Raw genomic sequence first — 19237 nt, 5'->3', positions numbered from 1 at the left:
TCCCCCCAGATCCGGAGGTGCCATGACCGCCGAAACGACCCAGCCCGCCGCCCCTGCGCCGGGGCTGAACGTCCAGCGGCTCTCCACCGCCCTCGGCGCCCTCGTCACCGGGATCGACCTCGCCGAGGACACCACCGAGGCGACCGTACGCTGCCTCCAAGACCTCTTCCTCGAACACCAAGTCCTGTGCATCCGCGGCCAGTCGGCCGTGACGCCGAGCCGCCAGCTCGCGTTCGCCGCGCAGTGGGGCGAGGTGTCCGTGCACCCGTACGTCCCGAGCATCGAGGGCTACCCGGGCCTGATGAAGATCCACGACCCCACCCCGGTCACCCAGCGCTGGCACGCCGACACCACCCACGCCCCCTGCCCGCCCGCGCTCACCATGCTCCTGGCCCGCGTCCTCCCGCCCCTCGGCGGCGACACCATGTGGGCCGACGCGTACGGCGCCTACGAACAACTCTCACCCGGCCTGCGGCACACCCTCGACGGCCTCCGTGCTGTCCACCGCGGCACCGAACTCGCCGGCCAGGCCGGCCTGGAGCGCGACGCCGTCACCCAGACCCACCCGGTCGTCCGCACCCATCCGCTGACCGGCCGCAAGGCCCTCTTCGTCAACGGCGACTACACCTCCCACTTCGAAGGCTGGACCATCGAGGAAAGCGCCCCGCTGCTGGAGTACCTGTACGCCCAGGTGGCCCGCCCCGAACTGGTCTACCGGCACCGCTGGCAGGTAGGCGACCTGGTCATCTGGGACAACCGCTGCACCCAGCACGCGGTGGTGGGGGACACAGGAGGCGCCGAACGAGTCCTCCACAGAGTGACCATCGCCGGAGACCGCCCGCGCTGACCGTCTTGGTGAAGCACGAGTACCTGGACACCATCGCGGACGCCGGACGCCGGACGCCGCGCCCGATCCGACCGTTGTGTCGTCGGCGCAAGGAAGAGTGGCCGGGTCAGGCCAGGAGGTCTCGTGACCGGAGTAGCGTCACGACGTTGTCGGCCTGGGTGCGGAGCATCGTGGCTAGTTCTGTTTGTGCTGCGTCGGCGTTGCGGGTGGTGACGGCCTTCGTGACGGCCTTGAGACTGCGCTTTTGGATGCGCATGACGCCGGGGACTTCTTCGAAGAAGTTGCCGGGGACGAGGTTGGTCGTGAAGACGCGCGTCATGGTCTCGATGCGGCGGGACTGGGCCATGGCGACGAGCTGACGCAGGTAGGCGGTGTTGCGGTGGAAGAACTCGCCGGGGTCGGTGGCGGCCTGCAACATGCGGTGCAGAGACTGGAGTTCGGCGAAGGACTCGTCGCTGCCGCGCTCTGCGGCGCGCGCGGCGGCGTAGCCGTAGAGCTGGCCGAGCATGCCGTAGTGGTCGCGCGTGGAGTTCTCGTCCAGGCCGTTGGCGAAGGCGCCGCGGTGCGGCTCCAGGGTCACCCAGCCTTCGCGGTCCAGGGCGATCACGGCCTCGCGGACCGGGACGCGGCTGACGCGCAGGTCGGCGGCGATCTCGTCCTGGGGGATGCGGTCGCCGGTGCGGAGCGTCTTGTCGAAGATCAGCCGCCGGATGTACTCCGCCACCTGCTGCGAACTCGTCGGCCGCGACAGGCCTTCGGGGCCCGTGACCAGAGCGGCGGTACCGGGGCCGGAAGCGTGGAACCGGCTGGCGATGGTGGCCTCCCCGGCGACGGCAGCATCGGGTGCTGGGCAGAAGTAGAAAGTATATAACCTCAACTTCGTCTGCCTGGAGCGCTGATGTACGAGCTGCGCGGCTCGCGGTCGCCGGGGAGGGGGACGGTGGTGGAGGCGAGCGTCAGGCCTGGTCGGGGCGCGGGCGGGGGAGGTTGAGGAGGGTGGCGGTTTCGTCGGGGGTGGCTACGGGGCGGCCGGCTTTTTCGCAGAGGCGGACGGCCTCGGTGACGAGTTCGGCGTTGGTCGGTTGCCGGTCGCCCGCGTAGAACTCCAGGCCCAGGTGCAGGTGGCCGCCGCGGGCGAGGGCGAGGCGGGCGACCTCCTCGGCGATGACGTCGCCCCCGACCACGGAGACTGCCCAGGGGATGTCGCAGCCGTCGAGGATCTCCAGGTACGCATCCAGCGCGGCGGCGGTCGGGGGGAGGCCGAACGGGGCGCCCATGTAGCCGCGTTCGGTGGAGAAGTAGAGCTTGACCATGGAGCCGGCGGGCAGGCGGCCGGCGCGCCACCACGCGACCACGGTGCGCAGGAAGCCCGGTTCGTAGATGGCCATGCTGGGGCCGAGGCGGTGGTCGGCGCAGATCTCGAACGCCCGGGCGATCTTGTCGTACGAGTTGGCGTAGACGAACGAGCCGGCCGGGACACCGTCCTTGTCGACGCCGCCCAGGTTGACCGACCCCGGGTCGACGATCCCGATGCGGGCCAAGCCGCTTTCGGCGAGGAGCACTTGGTGCTCGTAGCCCGGCGTGGGGGAGGCGTGGACCGTCGGGTAGACGAGTGCGTCCGGGCGGGCCGCGAGGATCGGGCGCCAGCCTTCCAGGTAGCGCTCGGCGGCTTCGGCTTCGGTACGGCCGTAGCGGTCGATGTGGTTGTGCACGACCGCCGCGCCGGCCGCGAAGCAGGCGAGTGCGTCCTCGGCTATCTCGGCGGGGGTGATCGGGACGTGCGGGTTGCGGTCGCGGGACGTCACACCGTTGATCGCGGCCTCGATGATGACGGGTGTGGAGATGGGTGCGTCGGACATGGGAGTTCGGCTCCGCGGGGTCGAGGGCGTCAGAGGCGCGGGGGCAAAGGCGTCAGGGGCGTTTGGCGAAGGGCGTCAGGGCCGCGAGTTCCAGGGCATCGGGGACGCGTGGTGAAGGGCGGCGGGGTCAGCGGCGGGCGGCAGGGTTGCGCACGAAGCGGCCCGGCAGGGCGCCGGTCGGTTCGCCGTCCCGGTAGGTGACCGTGCCGTTGACCATGGTCAGCGCGTATCCGTCGGCCTTCTGGATCAGGCGCCGCCCGCCGGCCGGCAGGTCCCAGGCCGTGGTCGGGCGGTGCAGCCTGAGGTTGTCGTAGTCGACGATGTTGAGGTCGGCCCGCAGGCCCGGCGCGAGGAGCCCGCGGTCGAGGAGGCCGACGGTCTCGGCGTTGGGGCGCGTGAGCATGCGCACCGCCTGCGGCACGGAGATACGCGGGCCGCGGGTGCGGTCGCGCGTCCAGTGCGCGAGCAGCGTCGTCGGGTAACTGCCGTCGCTGATGGTGCCGTAGTGCGCCCCGCCGTCGCCGAGGCCGACGACGGTGTGCGGGTGCTCCAGGAGGCGGCGTACCGGTTCCAGGCTGCCGTCCTGGTAGTTGATCGCCGCGAGCAGGAAGACCGCGAGGCCGCCGCTGTCGACCATCAGGTCGTAGATCAGCTCGCGCGGGGTGGTCCCGCGGGCGGCCGCCAGCGCGCCGATCTTGGTGTCCGCGGTCGGCTCGTAGTCGGGGTGCGCGTCCAGGAGGTAGAGCTCGGCGTCCTGCGAGGCGAAGTAGAGGAAGTTGCGGTTCGGGTGGTCCGGGCGTTCGGCCAGGATCCGGGCGCGGCGCTCCGGTTCGCGCATGGCCGCGACGCGCGCGGCGAGCGGCAGGTGCTCGATCTCGCGGTACGCCGGGTTCAGGACGAACGGATGGAACGAGCAGTCCAGGCCCAGGATCACCCCGACCGGGCGCGGGAACACCTGGCCGCGGATGCGCGGCAGCCCGTCCCGGTTCTCCGCGTCGAGGGCGTCCAGGTAGCGCTGCGCCTGGTCCGGGAAGCGTCCCGTCGCCATGAGCGTGAAGGACAGCGGGCCGCCGGACGTCTCGGTCAGGCGCCGGAACAGCGCCACTTCCTCGCGCGGGTCGTGGTCCTCCTGGTTGCCGATGAGCTGCAGGACGCCCGAGCCGGCGCGGCGCAGGCCGTCCGCCAGCGCGTGCAGCTCCGCCTCCTCGGCGCCCACGGTGGGGGCGAGTCCGCCGTCCGGGGTGCGGTGCGCGATGCTGCGCGAGGTGCTGACGCCCAGCGCTCCGGCGGCCACCGCCTCGGCGACGATCTGCGTCATGGCCGCGAGGTCCTCGGCCGTGGCCGCCTCGCGGTCGGCGCCGCGCTGCCCCATGACGTGCACGCGTACGGCGGCATGCGGCACCTGCGCGGCGAAGTCGATGTCGGTGCGGCGCCCCGCGAGCACGGCCAGGTACTCGGGATAGGACTCCCACGTCCACGGCAGCCCTTCGGCCATGACGATCTCGGGGATGTCCTCGACGCCTTCGAGTACCTTGACCAGCAGTTCGCGGTGCTCCGGCCGGCACGGCGCGAAGCCGACGCCGCAGTTGCCCATCACCGTGGTGGTGACCCCGTGGCCGGACGACGGCGCCAGCCGGTCCTCCCAGGTGACCTGGCCGTCGTAGTGCGTGTGGATGTCGACGAATCCGGGGGTGACCAGGCGCCCGCGGGCATCGATCTCCTCCCGCCCGGTCCCGGCCACGCGGCCGACCGCGGCGATCGTGCCGCCGATGATGCCGACGTCGCCGTCGAACAGTTCGGCACCGCTGCCGTCCGCCACGACCCCGTTGCGTACGACCACGTCGAAGGCCGGGCCCATGCGCCACCTCCCGCGAAGTTTTCCCCAGTCATATAGGAGAAAGATCGCCATTCAAAGAGGCGGAGGGCGCCGGTCCGGTTCGTCCGGGCGGCTGTGCGGTGCCGCGCGGCAGTGGGCTCGGAAGCGCCCAGGGGTCGCCTCGCCGCGCGGCGGTCCCGGCCGCCGGGTGGCGGCCGGGACCGTGCGTTCACCTGCCGGATCCGACCGTCCGACCGTTCGACCGTCCGGCGGTCGGGCGAGCCGGCGTTCGGGTGAGCAGGGTGTCAGCTGAGCAGGGTGTCAGGTGAGCAGGGTGTCCAGGGGGATCAGGCGGCGGTGCGCGGGCTGACGGCCGGCCAGTCGTTCGCGACCTCCGCGAGGATGTTGAAGTAGTTGGTCAGGACGTTGAGGGCGACGTGGCCGACGACTTCGCCGATCTCGGCGTCGGTGGCCCCGGCTTCGCGGGCCTCGCGCACGACGCTGCCGTCGACCGTGCCGCGTCCTCGGGCCAAGGCGTCCGACAGCGCCAGCAGCGCCGCCGCGTGCGGGTCCGACGACTTGGCGTCGCGGGCCGCGTCCAGCTCATCGGCGTCGACCTTGGCTATGTTCGCGCCGATGTAGGTGTGCGCGGACAGGCAGTACTCGCAGCCGTTGTACTCCGCGGTGGCCAGGGCGAGCCGCTCGCGGACCGCGGCGGGCAGGGCGCCGCGGCCGAGCGCGCCGGACAGCGCCAGGTAACCCTCCAGCAGTGCTGGGCTGTTCGCCATCGCCTTGGTCATGTTGGGCGTGACGCCGAGCGCCTTCTGGACGTCGGCGAGCAGCTGCGCGGCCTTGCCGGTGGCCGTGGCGGGGTCGACGAGGGGGAAACCGGACATGGGGACAGAGCTCCTTCATCAGTTGCGGTGCTTGCGGTAGTTCTAACGGTTGAGTGCGTGTTCAACCGTCAGAATCATGACCCGTCGCTTCTCGGATGTCAACGCTTGGAACGGACTGCAACCGTTAGAAGCGAGATACAGTGAATCCATGGAGACCACCGCGCAACTACTGGGCGAACCCCTGCCCGTCGAATTGATGAACACCATCTGGGCGGACCGCGACGGCGTCCACGACGCGCTCGCCGACCCCGACGGCACCCGCGCCTGGCTGCGCGCCGTGGCCCCGCGTATCGCGCTGCTCGCCGACCACGACCTGGCAGGCATCACCGCGGCCGACACTGCGGACCTCGCCGGACGCCTGGTGCTTCTGCGCGACGCCTTGCGCCGGCTCGCCGCCGAGGCCACCGGCGACCCGCGCACCGCGGCGGCCTCGGCCATCCGCGAACGGGACGCCGCCATCGCCGCCGTCAACCAGGCTGCCGGCGCGGTCCCGACCTGGTCCGCGCTCACCTGGGTCGCGGGGGAGGCGCCGGTCCGGCACGTCCGCACCCAGGGCCATGCCGCCGGGGCGGCCGTCTCGGCCATTGCCGAGGAGGCCATCGGCATGTTCAGCAGGGGCGACGAGGCGGGGCTGCGGGCCTGCCTGGCGCCGGGCTGCGTCCTCTACTTCGTCAAGGACCACCCGCGCCGCGAATGGTGCTCGCCGTCCTGCGGCAACCGGGCCCGCTCCGCACGCCATTACCGTCGCCACCGGACCGGCGGCTCCGACTGATGCCGAGGTCGGCGTGGGGGTGCGGCCATTTGGGTTATCTGGTGGCGAAGAAATGAAAATGACCCGAAATCCGGTAGAGGTCATCAATGTTCAATTTGAGTAACTTGACCCCACTGGCGACGTTAACGTCTTCGCGGGAACAGGTCCCGCCCTCTGCGAACGAAGGGACCGGCGTTCCGTGCAGCGCATTTCGAGTAAGAGCCTGTTGGTTGCTGTCGCCGCGTCGGGCGCGCTGGCCGCCTGTGCCGGGGGCGTCGCGCACGCCGACAGCAATGCCGACGGAGCTGCCGCGGACTCGCCCGGCGTGCTGAGCGGCAACGCCGCGCAGCTCCCCGTCCAGGTCCCGGTGAACCTGTGCGACAACGGCGTCAGTGTGGTGGGCCTGCTGAACCCGGTCTTCGGCGGCGTGTGCGCCAACGCGGCCCCGGTCGAGGCTCCGCCGGAGACCCCCTGCCCGCCGTCGTGGACGCCGACGCCGCGCGTGAAGCCGGAGGCGCCTGAGGTGCAGGCCGCGTACGTGCCGCCCGCCGCGCCGGTGGTCGAGGAGCCCGCCCCGGTGCAGAAGTGGAACGCGCCCGTCCCGCAGGCCCGGCTCGCGGAGACCGGCGCCGGTGCGCAGACCGCCGGGCTGGCCGTGGTCGGCGTCGCGTTCCTGCTCGGCGGCACGATCCTCTACCGCCGGGCGAGCCCGGTGCCGGTGCAGGCCTGACGGTCTTGGGGTCGAGCGCGGTACGGGCTGCCTGAGGCCTGCCGGCGCGGGCTTCGGGCTCGCGTCGGGAGCCTTTCGGTGGCGTGACTCCCCGGGTTTCGGGCTCGGGCCGGGGCGTCCGGCGGCGGGTGCAAGGCGGCGTGGGCAGGTTGTGGCAGCGGCGTATGTCAAAACCTACCGATCACTCGGTATTCTCACCCTGCCTTGCCGCCGTCGCGGACCCGTGCCGTTTGAAAGGGACCACCATGTCTTCCATCGAGCTCGGCCAGGACACCCGGCCCTCGGAGCCGCACGGCGAGGCGCCCGTCGTCCGGACCCCGGCCGGAGACGTCCGCGGGATCATGCTCGGCGACTCGAACGCCGCGTACCTCGGCATACCGTTCGCCGAGGCGCCGGTCGGCGACCTGCGCTTTGCGGCGCCGGTCAAGCGCGCGCCGTGGGAGGGCGTACGGGACGCGGTCGCCTATGGGGCCACGCCCCTGCGCGACTACATGATGGGCGTGACGCTGATCCCCGAGCCGTCGTACCCCGGCGACGACACGCTGCTGGTCAACGTCTTCACGCCCAAGCCGGGCGACACCACGGCCAAGCTGCCGGTGTTCGTGTGGATCCACGGCGGCGGCTTCATGAGCGGGTCGCCGTCGTCACCCTGGTACGAGGGCGGGGCGTTCCCGCGCGACGGCGTCGTGGTCGTGTCGGTGTCGTACCGGCTCGGCGTCGACGGCTTCGGCCGCCTCGAGTGCGCGCCCGACAACCGGGCGGTGCTGGACTGGCTGATGGCCCTGGAATGGGTGCAGGAGAGCATCACCGCCTTCGGCGGCGACCCGGACCAGGTCACCATCGGCGGCCAGAGCGCAGGCGGCACCGCGGTGCTGACGCTGCTGTCGATGCCCAAGGCCCAGCACCTGTTCCGGGCCGTGATCGCGGAGTCCCCGGGCGCGTTCGCCAGTGACCCCGCGACGGCCGCCGCACGGTCCGCGGCGTTCGCGAAGCGCCTCGGGATCGCGCCCACGCGCGCGGCATTCGCGGCGCTCGAGGAGAAGGCCGTCTTCACCGAGCAGGCCAAGCTCAGCGACGAGGAACTCGGCCCGCAGATGATGAAGAGCCTGACGCGCCAGGGCACCGGGCTGTCGGGGTGGGCGCCGTTCGTCGACGGCGACCTGCTGCCGTACGGCCTGGACGAGGCCCTCGAACGCGGCATCGGCGCCGACAAGGCACTGCTGATCGGCGCGACCGCCGGCGAGTTCGAGATGGCGTCGACGATGATGCCCGCCGCCCTGGACTGGCTGCCGCGCCGCCTGGCGCTGCGCCTCGCCGGGTTCTCCGGCGCGCGGGGACGTATCTACGGCGCGGCGACTGTAGGCAAGCCCCGCCTGCTGTTCGGCAAGATCATGACCGACTTCGTGTTCCGCTTCTTCGTCGCCGACACGCTCGCGGCGCGCGCCAAGAAGGAGGAAGCCGGCACCTTCGCCTACGACTTCCGCTTCACCAGCGCCGAGAACGGCCTCGCCGGGCACTGCATCGAGCTGCCGTTCGCCTGGGACTGCCTGGACAGCGAGAACGTCCTGGCCAATACCGGTGCCAACCCGCCGCAGGACCTGGCCGACACGACACACGCCGCGTGGGTCGCGTTCATCCGCGACGGCGACCCGGGCTGGGCGGCGTACGACACGAAGGGACGCCAGGGCATGGTGTTCGACCGCACGTCGCGCGCGGGGGCGGTCTTCGCCCGCGAATCGGAGCTGAGCGCCGCGATGTCCGCATAGCGCGGGCCTACGAAGACGCGCTGGACGCGCCAGCTTGCGCGGGACGCGAACTGTTTCGCCGGGCGCGCGAGATGCGCCGGATGCGCGAGACGCACGAGGGCGGGCCGGGCTGCAGGCGCCGGGCCCGCCCTCGCGTGCACCCAGTTACTCGGTCGCCCAGGTACTCAGGCGGTGCTGAGTACCTGCGCTCTGCGGCGGAGACGGTGTGCTCCGCGACGCTGAGTCCATGAGCAAGCTGCCGCGGATATTCGACAACCAACTGTTCACCACCGCCGTGCTGGCCGCGGTGTCGGCAGGCGCCTGGGCTGCGTGGCTCGGCTGGGACCAGCCGCGGGATCTGGCCGACGGCAGGGAAGCGGTTTCCTACGCGCAGTGGCAGGTCATCGGACTCGTGCTGACCTTGGCACTGCCGGTGTTCGCGGCGGCGTCGCGGCAGTACGTCGCGGCCGCGGTGGTCGGCACGAGCGCGGGGCTGTCGGTCGCCGCGTACTACGACTGGTCGGCGGACGACGGGAGCGGGCTCTTCGTCATCGGCGTAGGCATGATCATGTTCGGCTGCGCAGCCGCGACCGGCGTGTTCGCCACCGCAATCGCCCGCTGGCAGACCCGGCGGCACCGCGCGCCCGGCCCGACCGGATAGCCCGGACGGGTCCGCATGCGGGCAGGGCGGTTCAGAGATCGGAAGCGCGGATCCTGCTTGGTGGCTTCGGCCGCTCGCCCACACCGGCCCCGAAGGACCGGCGGCGGGATTCGAACCCGCGAGACCTTTGAGGTCAGAAGTATGGAGCCGCTTCGCACCTGAACCGGGTCCGAATGTAGCCCACGCGCCCTGCGCGGCCGTAATGGTTTGGCGGCCCTCGCCCTGGTCTTCGCCCCGCCGCCGCGACGGTTGCGGCCGACCCGGTTCACCAGCGGCCTCGGGGGCTCCGCATGTGCGTCCCGTTTGGTCCTGACGCTGCCCTTACTAACCGTTTCCTCACGCTTCGCCCTCAATGATCAGAGCATGGAAACGCACCCGCAGAACCCGCAGGACTTGCCGGACCCGCAGGACCCCCGGTCGCCGCAGCAGCCGCCACGGCCGCCGCAACCCCCGCATCCGCCGCAGCCGCCGCGACCTGGCAACGAGCCGCTCTACAGCTTCCGCCCCGGGAGCCCCGGAGAAGGCTCCGTCCCGCCTCCGCCTCCGATGCCCACGATCCCGCCCGCACCGCCGCAGCCTCCGGGGTACGCCCCGGCTCAGCCGGAGACGTCCGGCCAGGGCCCGATGGCCTGGGGCGCACCGGCCGAGCAGGTCCCGGCCCCGGAGTCCGCCGGCTTCGGAACCGGGCACGGGGAAGCGCCGAGCGCCGGCGACGGCTCCGGCGGAGAACCGCCGCACTCCACACCGTCCCCGTCCGGCCCGGCCGACGCGTCCGGCCCCGGGCACGGGCGTACCAAGCCGCGCGTGCCGCGCCTCGTGACCGTCGCCGTCGCGGCCGCCGTGGCGGCAGGTCTGACGGGCGGTGTCGCGGGCGGCCTGATCAGCGGACGGATCGACAACTCGGCGTCCGGATCGCAATCCGGGGCACCCGTCCAGAACGCCGCCGACAAGAAGGGCCTCTCCGGCATCCCCGCAGTCGCGGACGCCGCAAGCCCCAGTGTCGTCGAGATCTCCGTCCAGACGCCGAACGGCAAGGGCACCGGCTCCGGCGTCGTCTACACCGCGGACGGCAAGATCATCACCAACGCGCACGTCGTGTCCGGCGCCGTGGGCGGCAAGGTGACCGTCAAGCTCGCCGACGGCCGCGAGGTCACCGGCCGCGTGATCGGCAGCGACAAGGCCAGCGACATCGCCCTCGTCAAGATCGACGGCGTGGACGGGCTCAAGCCGGCCGTCCTCGGCGACTCGTCCCAGGTGAAGGTCGGCGACCAGGTCGTCGCGATCGGCTCGCCCGAAGGCCTGACCGGAACGGTCACCTCAGGCATCATCAGCGCACTGAACCGCGAGGTGAAGGTCGCCGGAGAGCAGCAGGGGCAGGGCCAGGGACAACTCCCGCCCGGCTACGGCGGCGGCTCGCCCTTCGGCGATTCCCCGTACGGCGGCTCCCCGTTCGGCAACTCCGCCGACGGCACGAACAGCGGCCAGGACACGGGCGCCACCAAGTACCAGGCCCTCCAGACCGACGCGTCCATCAACCCCGGCAACTCCGGCGGCCCGCTGCTCGACATGAACGGCCGCGTCATCGGCATCAACTCGGCCATCTACTCGCCGACTTCGGGCGGCGAGGCAGGAAGCGTAGGCCTCGGCTTCTCGATCCCGATCAACAAGGTCAAGGAGATCGTGAAGACCCTGGAAGCCAACGCAGGCGGCCTCGCCGCATGACCCGCCGACCCCCACCGCCCGGGCGGGGCCGAACCCCGGCCCCGCCCGCACCCGAGTGCACGCGTGCGCCCGCGCAACTCCGAGCGCCAAGGCAGCGACCGTCATGGCTGCTGCTTGCGGACCGGGTCAGTTCCAGGTCAGGTGTTCGGGTCGGTGGCCTATTGCTGGTGGGGGTCGAGGAACGGGGTCTGGGGTGACACGCGGGCTGCCGTCTCGCGCAGTCGGTGGAGTTCTTCCTCGGGGCCTGTCCAGCGCACGACGGTCCCCATGACCGGCATGCCGATGCTCTCGTTGAACGCCTTGTTGAGCCGGGACTTGTCCAGGCCAGCCTGCCTACGGAACGCGGCAGACGCCGAGACGCCCACCCAATAGGAGTTGTTGCCGTTGCCGGCCTTCCAGCAGACCACTGCCTCGATGTCCTGCCACGTGATGACACGGCCCACGCCGCGGCCGGGCCGGCTGCCGGGGTTTACCGTCACGCCGAACTGGTTCAGCCGCAGGAGCGGGTGCTTGTGCTCGCGCCAGAATGTCCAGGTCCCGAGGCCGAGCACGAGGACGCCCCCGGAGCCCCACCCGGCCACCGCGAGCGGTCGGCCCCAAAAGGCCACGGCGACGACGATCAACCCGACGCCGAACAGCGGAACGAACAGGTCGGAGGCGGAACGCCGCTGCCACAGTTCGAAGGAAGGAGTCATGAATTGCACGGCGGCATCATGGCATCACGCCAAAAGTCCTGACCAGGGCCTATCTTCCGATACCCCGAACAATCCGTCCGACGCCGTGCCGGGTACGCAAAACGGCTGAGCGGTCACAGCGGGCCTGGTCGTCCGCGCGGTGCTTCAGACGCTGTGCGCAGCCGGTCCGGTGCCTGGCGGAGCATCGTCAAACGCGCACGGAGCTTGTACTGTCCGCACGACACGGTGCTACTCGGGGGAGGCCACAGTGTCGCAGTCGTCGAACATGCCGGAGGAGCTCGCCGGACAGATGCCGCGCCAGCACCATTACGGCGTCGCGCACGTCATCCTGCCGAAGTTCGTCCTGGAGCACGGCATGGTGTTCGCGACGTTCGCGCTCAGCGGGCGGCTCGAAAGCGTTCTGCACGAGATGTGGGCGGAGGCCGCCTCCGTCGTCCCGCGCGGGAAGCGCGTCGCGCCGGACGGGCTCGGATTCCGGCTCTTCTGGGGACGCAAGAAGCAGCAGCTGGTTCTCATCACCTTCCCGCCTCCGCAGAAGGCCACCGAAGCGCACTTCGCTGCCGTGTTCTTCGACCGGAGCTTCAAGGCCCGGTACTTCACGCTCGAACGGACCGTCAGCGAGGCCAGCGCCGACGCGACCGTTCTGGGGGAGTGGACGGCGGCCGGCCACGCCAACCTCGGCGGCGGGCCGGTGGCGGACCCTGAAGCGTTCGTGAAGGCGGTAGGCCGCTTGGTGCGCGTCCGGCGCTGGAAGTGGCTTCGCCCCGACCAGTACGCCGACCAGCGCAGTGCCGCGCGGATCATGCTCGGGATGGACCCCGAATAGCCTGGGACGCCCTCGGCGACGCCGGCCCCGGGGCGTGAAGCGGGGGACGACGAGGCGAGGAGGCCCGCGTGGCGGAAGACGGCGGTGCCGTCGGGTTGGTGACGGAGCGTCTGCTGCTGCGGAATTGGCAGGCATCCGATGCGGAGCCGTTCGCCCGCCTCAACGCCGACCCGGAGGTCATGGAGTACTTCCCGGCATGCCTTAGCCGTACGGAAAGCGACGCGCTGGCCGCGCGGTGCGCGGACATGATCGCCACCGAAGGCTGGGGCCCATGGGCCGTCGAGGTACGGGCCACCGGCGAGTTCATCGGCTTCACCGGCCTCGCGCGGCCCAGCTTCGCGGCGGCATTCCTGCCCGCGGTCGAGATCGGTTGGCGGCTGACCCGGTCCGCCTGGGGATACGGCTACGCCACCGAAGCGGCCACCGCCGCAGCAGGGTTCGCCTTCGACGAACTGGAGCTGCCCGGCATCGTCGCCTTCACCGCCGTCGGCAACCTTCGCTCCCGCGCGGTCATGGACCGCCTCGGCATGACGCACGACCCGGGCGAGGACTTCGACCATCCCCGCGTGCCGGAAGGCCACCCGGTCCGCCGCCACGCCCTGTACCGCCTGGCTGCCGGACCCCGTTCCTGACAGGTACGGATCCGACGCCGTGGCGACGCGGGGAGTCGGTCGCGGACCGCGGGCACGGCCACCGGGATGCGGACGAAGCCGTCCGCGACGAAGGATCCGCGGCTACGCGACGGAAAGCCGCCGACCGTGCTCGGCCACTTCCGGGCTCACCGGGACGACAGCGTCGCCCGGTTCGTCAGGCTGCCCGGCAGTGGCCGAGCCGTCCTCGGTCCTCGCTGCGTCGCCGGCCTCCCGCAGGCGGGCCGACAAACGCCACGTGCCCAGGATGCGGGCCGCGACGGCGAGGGTGAACAGCAGGGTCAGGAAGGCGGTCGTGGTCACGGTCCGGTCCTCTGGGGAGGGGCGGAGCCCGCGGTTCCGGGCTCCTCTTGCGCGACGCTATGCCGCGTACCGGCCGGGCCGGCCCGCCTTGACGCGGCGTTGACGCCGGCTCCTGCACCCCTGACGCATCCCTGTCACGGGACGCGCTCCCCGCGCCGTACCGACCCGAGCGGCGGTCGCTGCCCGCCGCTCGGGTCGGTGACGGCGGGCAGCGGCCGCGACGGGCCGGGCGGGCTGCGGGTCAGACCTTGATTTCGGCCTCCACCCGCCGGAGTTGGTGTCGGGCCATGGCCAGATTCGCGCGGTTCTTGCTGAGGACGAGGTACAGGAACAGCCCCTGGCCCGCGCGTCCGCCGAGCGGGCGGATCAGGTGGTACTGGGAGTCGAGCGTGATGAGGATGTCCTCGATCCGCTCGTTGATCTCGAGCATCTCCATGGTGCGGGCCTTCGCACGCAGCACGTCGGTGTTCCCGGCGGCCGCCACGGTCAGGTCCAGATCCTTGGAGGTGCCCTGGGCGGCCAGCGCCATGCCGCTGGTGTAGTCGACGATCGCGGCCCCCACGGCCCCGTCGATCGCCATCGCCTCCTTGAGAGCCTGCTCCAGGCCTGTCGTCATGGGCCGATTCCCCTCGGTCTTCGACTGCTGTCTCGGTCGGTTGCGGAACGTGCGCACGGCATAGGTCTCGCACATCCGCGGCGAGGGATGCGCGAAGAAATCCGAACCCGCCCTGCGGAGCCGATTGACGGCTAGGCTCCGTGACCGACTGCGCCATCCTTCATGTAGCGAATTGAAGGATTCTTCATTTCGCCCGATGGCGGGCTTTGGCGGGAACTTCCGGACGCCGCGCGGCGGGCAGGCGAGAATGTCCTGCGGATGCGCCGGCATCCCGCGGCCCGCGGCTCCGATGCCGGACGGGGGAGGCACGTCGAGCGAGGTCGGGACGAACGGATGGGCAGGTGACGTGTGGTGCCGGTTCCGCTGTACCAGGCGAAGGCGGAGTTCTTCCGCATGCTCGGGCACCCCGTGCGCATCCGGGTGCTCGAACTCCTCCAGGACGGCCCGATGCCGGTCCGCGATCTGCTCGCGGCGATCGACGTCGAGCGGTCCAACCTGTCGCAGCAGCTCGCGGTCCTGCGCCGCTCCGGGATCGTCACGTCCAGCCGTGAGGCGGACACCGTCGTGTACGCGCTGGCCGGCCCGGACGTCGCCGAACTCCTCCGCGCCGCGCGCCGCATCCTGACCGAACTGCTGGCCGGTCAGCAGGACTTGCTGATCCAGCTCCGCGAGGCCGACGTACCGGCCGAGGCGGGTGGTACGGCCGACGAGGACGCCCTGGCCGAACGGGAGCCGGCGGGGCGCGTGGTCGCCTCGTAGGCGGCGAGGTAGGCGGCGAGGTAGGCGTCGACGCAGGCGGCGACCGGACAGCGCGCCAGGCCAGGCCCTCGGGTCACGGCTTCGGGTAGAGCGCCTGCCAGGTCAGCAGCGTCCCGCTGTCGGCCGAGGCGCTGCCGACCGTGAAGGATCCGGCCAGTTCCGCGGCGCGGGTCTCGAGGTTCGCCAGGCCGCTGCTGCGGGTGCGTTCGGCGGGGATTCCGGTGCCGTTGTCGGTCACGCGTACCGTCACCTGGTCCGCGGTGGCCTCGACGGACACCTCGACGCGGGTGGCCTGCGCGTGCCGGGCCGTGTTGGACAGGGCCTCGCCCAGCACCGACATGACGTGATCCGCGAGTTCCTCCGGTACGCGGGTGTCCAGCAGGCCCTCCAAGCGCAGCGTCGGCGCGAAGCCGAGCGATCCGACCGCCTCGTCGGCGAGTTGGAGTATGCGGGCGCGCAGCCCCGTGCCCGCGGTGCGTTCGCGGGCTTTGAGGGAGAAGATCGTGGACCGGATGAGGCGGATGGTCTCGTCGAGGTCGTCGACGGTCTTCATGATCATTTCGGCGGCGTCGGCGCGGCCGACGATGCGGGTGACGCCTTGCAGGGTCATGCCGGATGCGAACAGGCGCTGGATGGCGACGTCGTGCAGGTCGCGGGCGATGCGGTCGCGGTCCTGGAAGACCGTCAGCAGTTCTGCGTCGCGGCGGCGTTCCGCGATCTCCAGCGCCAGGCCGGCGTGCCCCGCGAAGCCCGTGACCATGGCCACGATGCCGTCCGGAAAAGGTGCTCGCCCCTGCCGCGACATGACCTGCAGCACGCCGCGCACGTTTTCCGTCGTGCCGAGTGGCAGCATGAACGCCGGACCGAACTCCCCGTAGATCTCGCTGATCCCCTGGTCCTGCACGCGCGGGTCCACGGCCAGGTTGTCGCACACCGCCGTCTCGCCCGAGACGTATACCTTTCCGGCCAGTGTGGCGCCGCCGGTGAGGACCAGACCGCGGACGTTGTCGGCGGTCTCGCCGTCCGCCGCGTCCACGACCAGCTCGTCGGTGCCGGGTACCGGGACCGCGATCGCGACCAGGTCGGCGCCCGCCATTTCGCGGACCGTCGCGGCGAAATTCTCCAGCACATCGGACGGGGCCGCCCCGGACAGCAGGCTGCGGGTCAGTTCGGACGCGGCCGACAGCCACTGCTCGCGGCGCCGGGCCTCGTCGTACAGGCGTGCGTTGTCGATGGCGACGCCCGCAGCCGCGGCAAGGGTGCGGAGTACTGCTTCGTCGTCCTCGTCGAAGTCCGCGCCACCGCGCTTTTCGGTCAAGTAGAGGTTGCCGAAGACCTCGTCGCGGATCCGGACCGGCACACCGAGGAACGTGTGCATCGGGGGATGGTTGGACGGGAAGCCGTACGAGTCGGCGTGCTGAGCGAGTTCGTGCAGCCGCACCGGGTGCGGGTCGCGGATGACCAGGCCCAGGATGCCCCGCCCGGCGGGGAACGGGCCGATGTTGGTGATGGTCTGCGGGTCCATGCCCACCGGCAGGAACCGCGACAGGCTCTCCTCGTCGCCGATGACACCGAGCGCCCCGTACTGCGCGTCGACGAGGGACACCGCGGACTCGACGATGCGCCGCAGAACGGTCTCCAGGTCGAGATCGCTGCCGACGGCCAGGACGGCTTCCAGGAGGGTGTGGACCCGGTCCCGCGAGGAGCGCACCACACCGATGTGCGCCTGCAGTTCGTCCAGTAACTCGTCCAGGCGCATCCGCGGAATCGGTGCATGTGCGCGCGGTACGGCCGGTCCGGCCGGTTCGGCTTTGTCCGGCATGACCCCTCCCCAGGGGACGGAGACGGCATCGCAGTCCCGCCATGATCGGCTGCCGCCATTCTGCCGTGGCGACACGCTGCCGTGCGAGCCGGACACCCAAAGTGACGAAGGCAGTTCCCTGTCCACCTGCGACCAGGCCGGCCGGCTCCGGTTCCGACTCCCGCCCGCGCAGGGTGACCGGCACCACGCCGCCCGCGGGCCGTTCGGCCCGGCCGGAGGGCCACTCGGCCCTGGGGGCACCCGGGCGTACGGACCGATGCTGGAAGGGCACGGCGCACGGCCGTGGCCCCGCCCGCGACGCTCATCGGAGATGCGACATGACCACGTCCGCCCTGACCCCGGAGCAGCGCGATCGGATCCTGCAGGCCGCGATCTCGGCTCCGTCCAAGCACAACACCCAGCCGTGGTGGTTCCGCTGGTCCGGCGGCGACCTCGACGTGCACGTCGACCCCGAGCGGGTCCTCGCGCACGGCGACCCGGACGGCCGCGAGGCGCACATCGCCTGCGGCGCGGCCGCGTTCGCCGCCCGGCTGGGGTACGCCTCGCTGGGCCTCGGAACGGCCGTCGACCTGCTGCCGGACGCCGGCGACCCCGGGTTCGCCGCGCGCGTGCGGCTCGTCCCCGAGGCCGCCCCCGAGGCCCCGTTCGAGACGCTCTACTGGAGCCTGCCGAGTCGGCGTACCAACCGCGCGCCGTTCCGCGACATCGCCGTACCGGGCCTGGTCGTCGAGCAACTGCGCGACGCAGCCCGCGACGAGGGGACGTGGCTGCGCGTGGTCGACGCCGAGCCCGCCTACGAGCACCTGCTCACCCTCGTCCGGGAGGCCACCGGCCTCGAAGACGAGCAACTCCGCGAGGAACGCGCCCGCTGGGTCGACGCCCCCGACGCCGTCCACCGGCGCGACGGGGTACCGGCCGGCAGCGTCGGCCCCGTACCCGCGGAGCCCACCGGCGCGGTCCGGGACCTGGCCGTGGGCCGCGTCATCCCCGGCCGCGGCACGATCGCCTTCGAACGCCGCCCGCTGCTCGCCGTCCTGGAGACCCGCGACGACACCCCCGAGGCCTGGCTGACCGCGGGGCAGGGCCTCATGCGGGTCCTGGTCACCGCGGCCCGGCACGGTGTCTCCGCCTCGTTCGCGAACCAGCCCCTGGAGGACCGCGAGCTGCGCGACGAGGTCGGCTCGGAGGCCGCGCACTACGGCACCGCCCAGATGGTGCTGCGCATGGGCGTGGGCCGGGACGTCCCGGCCGCGCCGCGCCGCCCCCTGCCGGCCGTGCTGCGCGCCGAGGACGCGGGAGTACGGGCTTAGGGCGGCGTACGCCGGCGGTCCGGGAGCCGACCGGCCGCGGCGGCCCCGGGCCCGGGGAGCCCCTGGGGTACGCGGGAAAGGGGCGTCACCTCGGTGATGCCCCTTGCCGCGGTACGCCCGATCGGGCCGGCCGGGACGGATCCGCAAGCCGTCCCGGTCTCCGCCACCCCAGGTTCGCCATCACCCGAACGGTCGACCACCGGCGGGCCGTTCGGCCCTGTGCCGGGACTCCTCGACATGGCCACTGTGGTGCCGAGCGGCCGGTCGACCGAGGAGGGGCACGTGCAGTACCACGAACTCAAGGTCCTGGTCACGGAAGCCCGGCCCGGCGACAGCGACGCCGCCGCGGCCCGCCTGGTCGAGGCGGGCCATCAGGTGTACCGGTGCCACCCGAGGACCGCGGGCGAAGGGGACGCCGCGGAGGTCTTCGCCACCGAGGCGGGGGAGCAGGCCGCCGGGAGGGACGGCGACGGGCGGCCGATAGGCGGGCGGCCGGCATCCGACGGAACCGGCCGGGCGGACCAGGGGAACTGCACGGACCGGCCGGACCGGGTGGACCAGGCCGGCCGGCCGGACAGGCCCGCCTCCTGCGTCGCCTGGGAGCCCGGCAGCCGCTGCCCGCTCACCATCGCCGACATCGACCTCGTCCTCGACGTCCGCACCGCGCACGGCCCCGAGACCACGCGCGAGCAGGGCGCGATGTGCGCGCAGCTCGCCGGCGTGCCGCTCGTGGTCTGCGGGCCGACCGACACGTCCAACAGCATGCTCCTGCGCGCCGACGTGGTCTGCCATCCCGACCGCCTGCAACTGGCCTGCGTCTCGGCCCTGTCGCCGGTCGGCGCCACCGCGCGCCGGAGCGTCGAGCAGGCGCTGCGCGCCGCGCTGGCCGGGCTCGGCGACCCGCCGCCGGTCGCGGTCAGCCTCGAGTTACGCGACCACACCGTCGTCGCCGACGTCACCGTCGCCGCGGCCCCGTCCGCCACCACCTACACCCGGGTGCGCACCGTCGTCCGCGCCGCGCTCGCCCGTTTCACCCCTGCCTGGCCGTACGTGCCCGTCACCGTCCACCACGCCCCGGCCCACCCCGACACTCCCGCGTCCCGGTTGCGTCCGGGCGCCGCCCAGCCCGGCAACCGGCCTGCCCCGCCCACCCGGCCCGAGGTCCCTTAGGCGTACCCGAGTCGAAAGGGACGCCACCTCGGCCGCGTCCCGCAAGGCCGGATCTCCGC

At 72.1% G+C, this 19237-nt stretch carries 19 protein-coding genes; 11 read left to right on the top strand and 8 right to left on the bottom strand.

The window, feature by feature from the left end; translation table 11 throughout:
• Positions 1–22: 22 nt before the first annotated feature.
• A complete protein-coding gene (locus tag LZ495_RS39770) occupies positions 23–847 on the top strand; it encodes a TauD/TfdA dioxygenase family protein (protein ID WP_235058101.1) in 825 nt (274 codons plus the stop codon).
• 106 nt (positions 848–953) lie between these two features.
• Here LZ495_RS39770 and LZ495_RS39765 read toward each other — a convergent pair whose 3' ends face one another.
• From LZ495_RS39765 to LZ495_RS39750, 4 genes are all read right to left on the bottom strand, one after another.
• Complete coding sequence (locus LZ495_RS39765) at positions 954–1724, bottom strand: GntR family transcriptional regulator (protein WP_235058100.1); 771 nt, start codon at positions 1722–1724, stop codon at positions 954–956.
• Between the two features lie 79 nt (positions 1725–1803).
• Positions 1804–2706 (bottom strand): beta-keto acid cleavage family enzyme, encoded by a 903-nt coding sequence (locus LZ495_RS39760; RefSeq protein ID WP_235058099.1) that lies wholly within the window; start codon positions 2704–2706, stop codon positions 1804–1806.
• 127 nt (positions 2707–2833) lie between these two features.
• Positions 2834–4564, bottom strand: coding sequence for an N-acyl-D-amino-acid deacylase family protein (locus LZ495_RS39755; RefSeq protein ID WP_235058098.1), 1731 nt, complete (start codon positions 4562–4564; stop codon positions 2834–2836).
• A gap of 305 nt (positions 4565–4869) precedes the next feature.
• Positions 4870–5418 carry a carboxymuconolactone decarboxylase family protein gene (locus LZ495_RS39750; RefSeq protein WP_235058097.1) on the bottom strand — a complete coding sequence of 183 codons (549 nt, stop codon included), beginning with the start codon at positions 5416–5418 and terminating at the stop codon, positions 4870–4872.
• Positions 5419–5566: 148 nt separating this feature from the next.
• On the opposite strand from LZ495_RS39750, the gene LZ495_RS39745 reads away from it, so the two are divergent.
• The 5 genes from LZ495_RS39745 (at position 5567) to LZ495_RS39725 (ending at position 11027) form a co-directional block, all read left to right on the top strand.
• Entirely contained in the window at positions 5567–6190 is a 624-nt protein-coding gene (locus LZ495_RS39745) for a CGNR zinc finger domain-containing protein (protein ID WP_235058096.1), read from the top strand.
• A 205-nt stretch (positions 6191–6395) separates the two neighbouring features.
• Positions 6396–6899: a chaplin family protein gene (locus tag LZ495_RS44590; RefSeq protein ID WP_235058095.1), complete on the top strand. Its 504-nt coding sequence runs from the start codon at positions 6396–6398 to the stop codon at positions 6897–6899.
• Positions 6900–7144: 245 nt separating this feature from the next.
• Positions 7145–8665, top strand: coding sequence for a carboxylesterase/lipase family protein (locus tag LZ495_RS39735; RefSeq protein WP_235058094.1), 1521 nt, complete (start codon positions 7145–7147; stop codon positions 8663–8665).
• A gap of 226 nt (positions 8666–8891) precedes the next feature.
• Positions 8892–9305 carry a hypothetical protein gene (locus LZ495_RS39730; RefSeq protein WP_235058093.1) on the top strand — a complete coding sequence of 138 codons (414 nt, stop codon included), beginning with the start codon at positions 8892–8894 and terminating at the stop codon, positions 9303–9305.
• 546 nt (positions 9306–9851) lie between these two features.
• Positions 9852–11027, top strand: coding sequence for a S1C family serine protease (locus LZ495_RS39725; protein WP_284701876.1), 1176 nt, complete (start codon positions 9852–9854; stop codon positions 11025–11027).
• Between the two features lie 158 nt (positions 11028–11185).
• Here the strand turns inward: LZ495_RS39725 and LZ495_RS39720 are convergent, their stop codons facing one another.
• Complete coding sequence (locus LZ495_RS39720) at positions 11186–11722, bottom strand: hypothetical protein (RefSeq protein WP_235058092.1); 537 nt, start codon at positions 11720–11722, stop codon at positions 11186–11188.
• 247 nt (positions 11723–11969) lie between these two features.
• On the opposite strand from LZ495_RS39720, the gene LZ495_RS39715 reads away from it, so the two are divergent.
• Positions 11970–12548 carry a hypothetical protein gene (locus LZ495_RS39715; RefSeq protein ID WP_235058091.1) on the top strand — a complete coding sequence of 193 codons (579 nt, stop codon included), beginning with the start codon at positions 11970–11972 and terminating at the stop codon, positions 12546–12548.
• A 68-nt stretch (positions 12549–12616) separates the two neighbouring features.
• Positions 12617–13180 (top strand): GNAT family N-acetyltransferase, encoded by a 564-nt coding sequence (locus LZ495_RS39710; protein WP_235058090.1) that lies wholly within the window; start codon positions 12617–12619, stop codon positions 13178–13180.
• Positions 13181–13282: 102 nt separating this feature from the next.
• Here the strand turns inward: LZ495_RS39710 and LZ495_RS39705 are convergent, their stop codons facing one another.
• Positions 13283–13501, bottom strand: a complete 219-nt coding sequence (locus LZ495_RS39705) for a hypothetical protein (RefSeq protein WP_235058089.1) — start codon at positions 13499–13501, stop codon at positions 13283–13285.
• A 241-nt stretch (positions 13502–13742) separates the two neighbouring features.
• Entirely contained in the window at positions 13743–14117 is a 375-nt protein-coding gene (locus LZ495_RS39700; RefSeq protein ID WP_235058088.1) for a roadblock/LC7 domain-containing protein, read from the bottom strand.
• 351 nt (positions 14118–14468) lie between these two features.
• Here LZ495_RS39700 and LZ495_RS39695 point away from each other — a divergent pair, with 351 nt between their 5' ends.
• Positions 14469–14876, top strand: a complete 408-nt coding sequence (locus LZ495_RS39695; RefSeq protein ID WP_235058087.1) for an ArsR/SmtB family transcription factor — start codon at positions 14469–14471, stop codon at positions 14874–14876.
• Positions 14877–14949: 73 nt separating this feature from the next.
• On the opposite strand, the gene LZ495_RS39690 is transcribed toward LZ495_RS39695, so the two are convergent.
• Positions 14950–16698, bottom strand: a complete 1749-nt coding sequence (locus LZ495_RS39690; protein ID WP_235058086.1) for a GAF domain-containing sensor histidine kinase — start codon at positions 16696–16698, stop codon at positions 14950–14952.
• 317 nt (positions 16699–17015) lie between these two features.
• Here LZ495_RS39690 and LZ495_RS39685 point away from each other — a divergent pair, with 317 nt between their 5' ends.
• Positions 17016–18008, top strand: a complete 993-nt coding sequence (locus tag LZ495_RS39685) for an Acg family FMN-binding oxidoreductase (protein ID WP_235058085.1) — start codon at positions 17016–17018, stop codon at positions 18006–18008.
• Between the two features lie 237 nt (positions 18009–18245).
• On the top strand, positions 18246–19178 hold the full coding sequence (locus LZ495_RS39680; protein WP_235058084.1) for a hypothetical protein: 933 nt from the start codon (positions 18246–18248) through the stop codon (positions 19176–19178).
• The last annotated feature ends 59 nt before the right edge of the window (positions 19179–19237 follow it).

The sequence above is a fragment of the Yinghuangia soli genome, from assembly GCF_021502675.1.
Taxonomy (GTDB): domain Bacteria; phylum Actinomycetota; class Actinomycetes; order Streptomycetales; family Streptomycetaceae; genus Yinghuangia; species Yinghuangia soli.
This window is presented reverse-complemented; position numbering and strand designations above follow the sequence as displayed.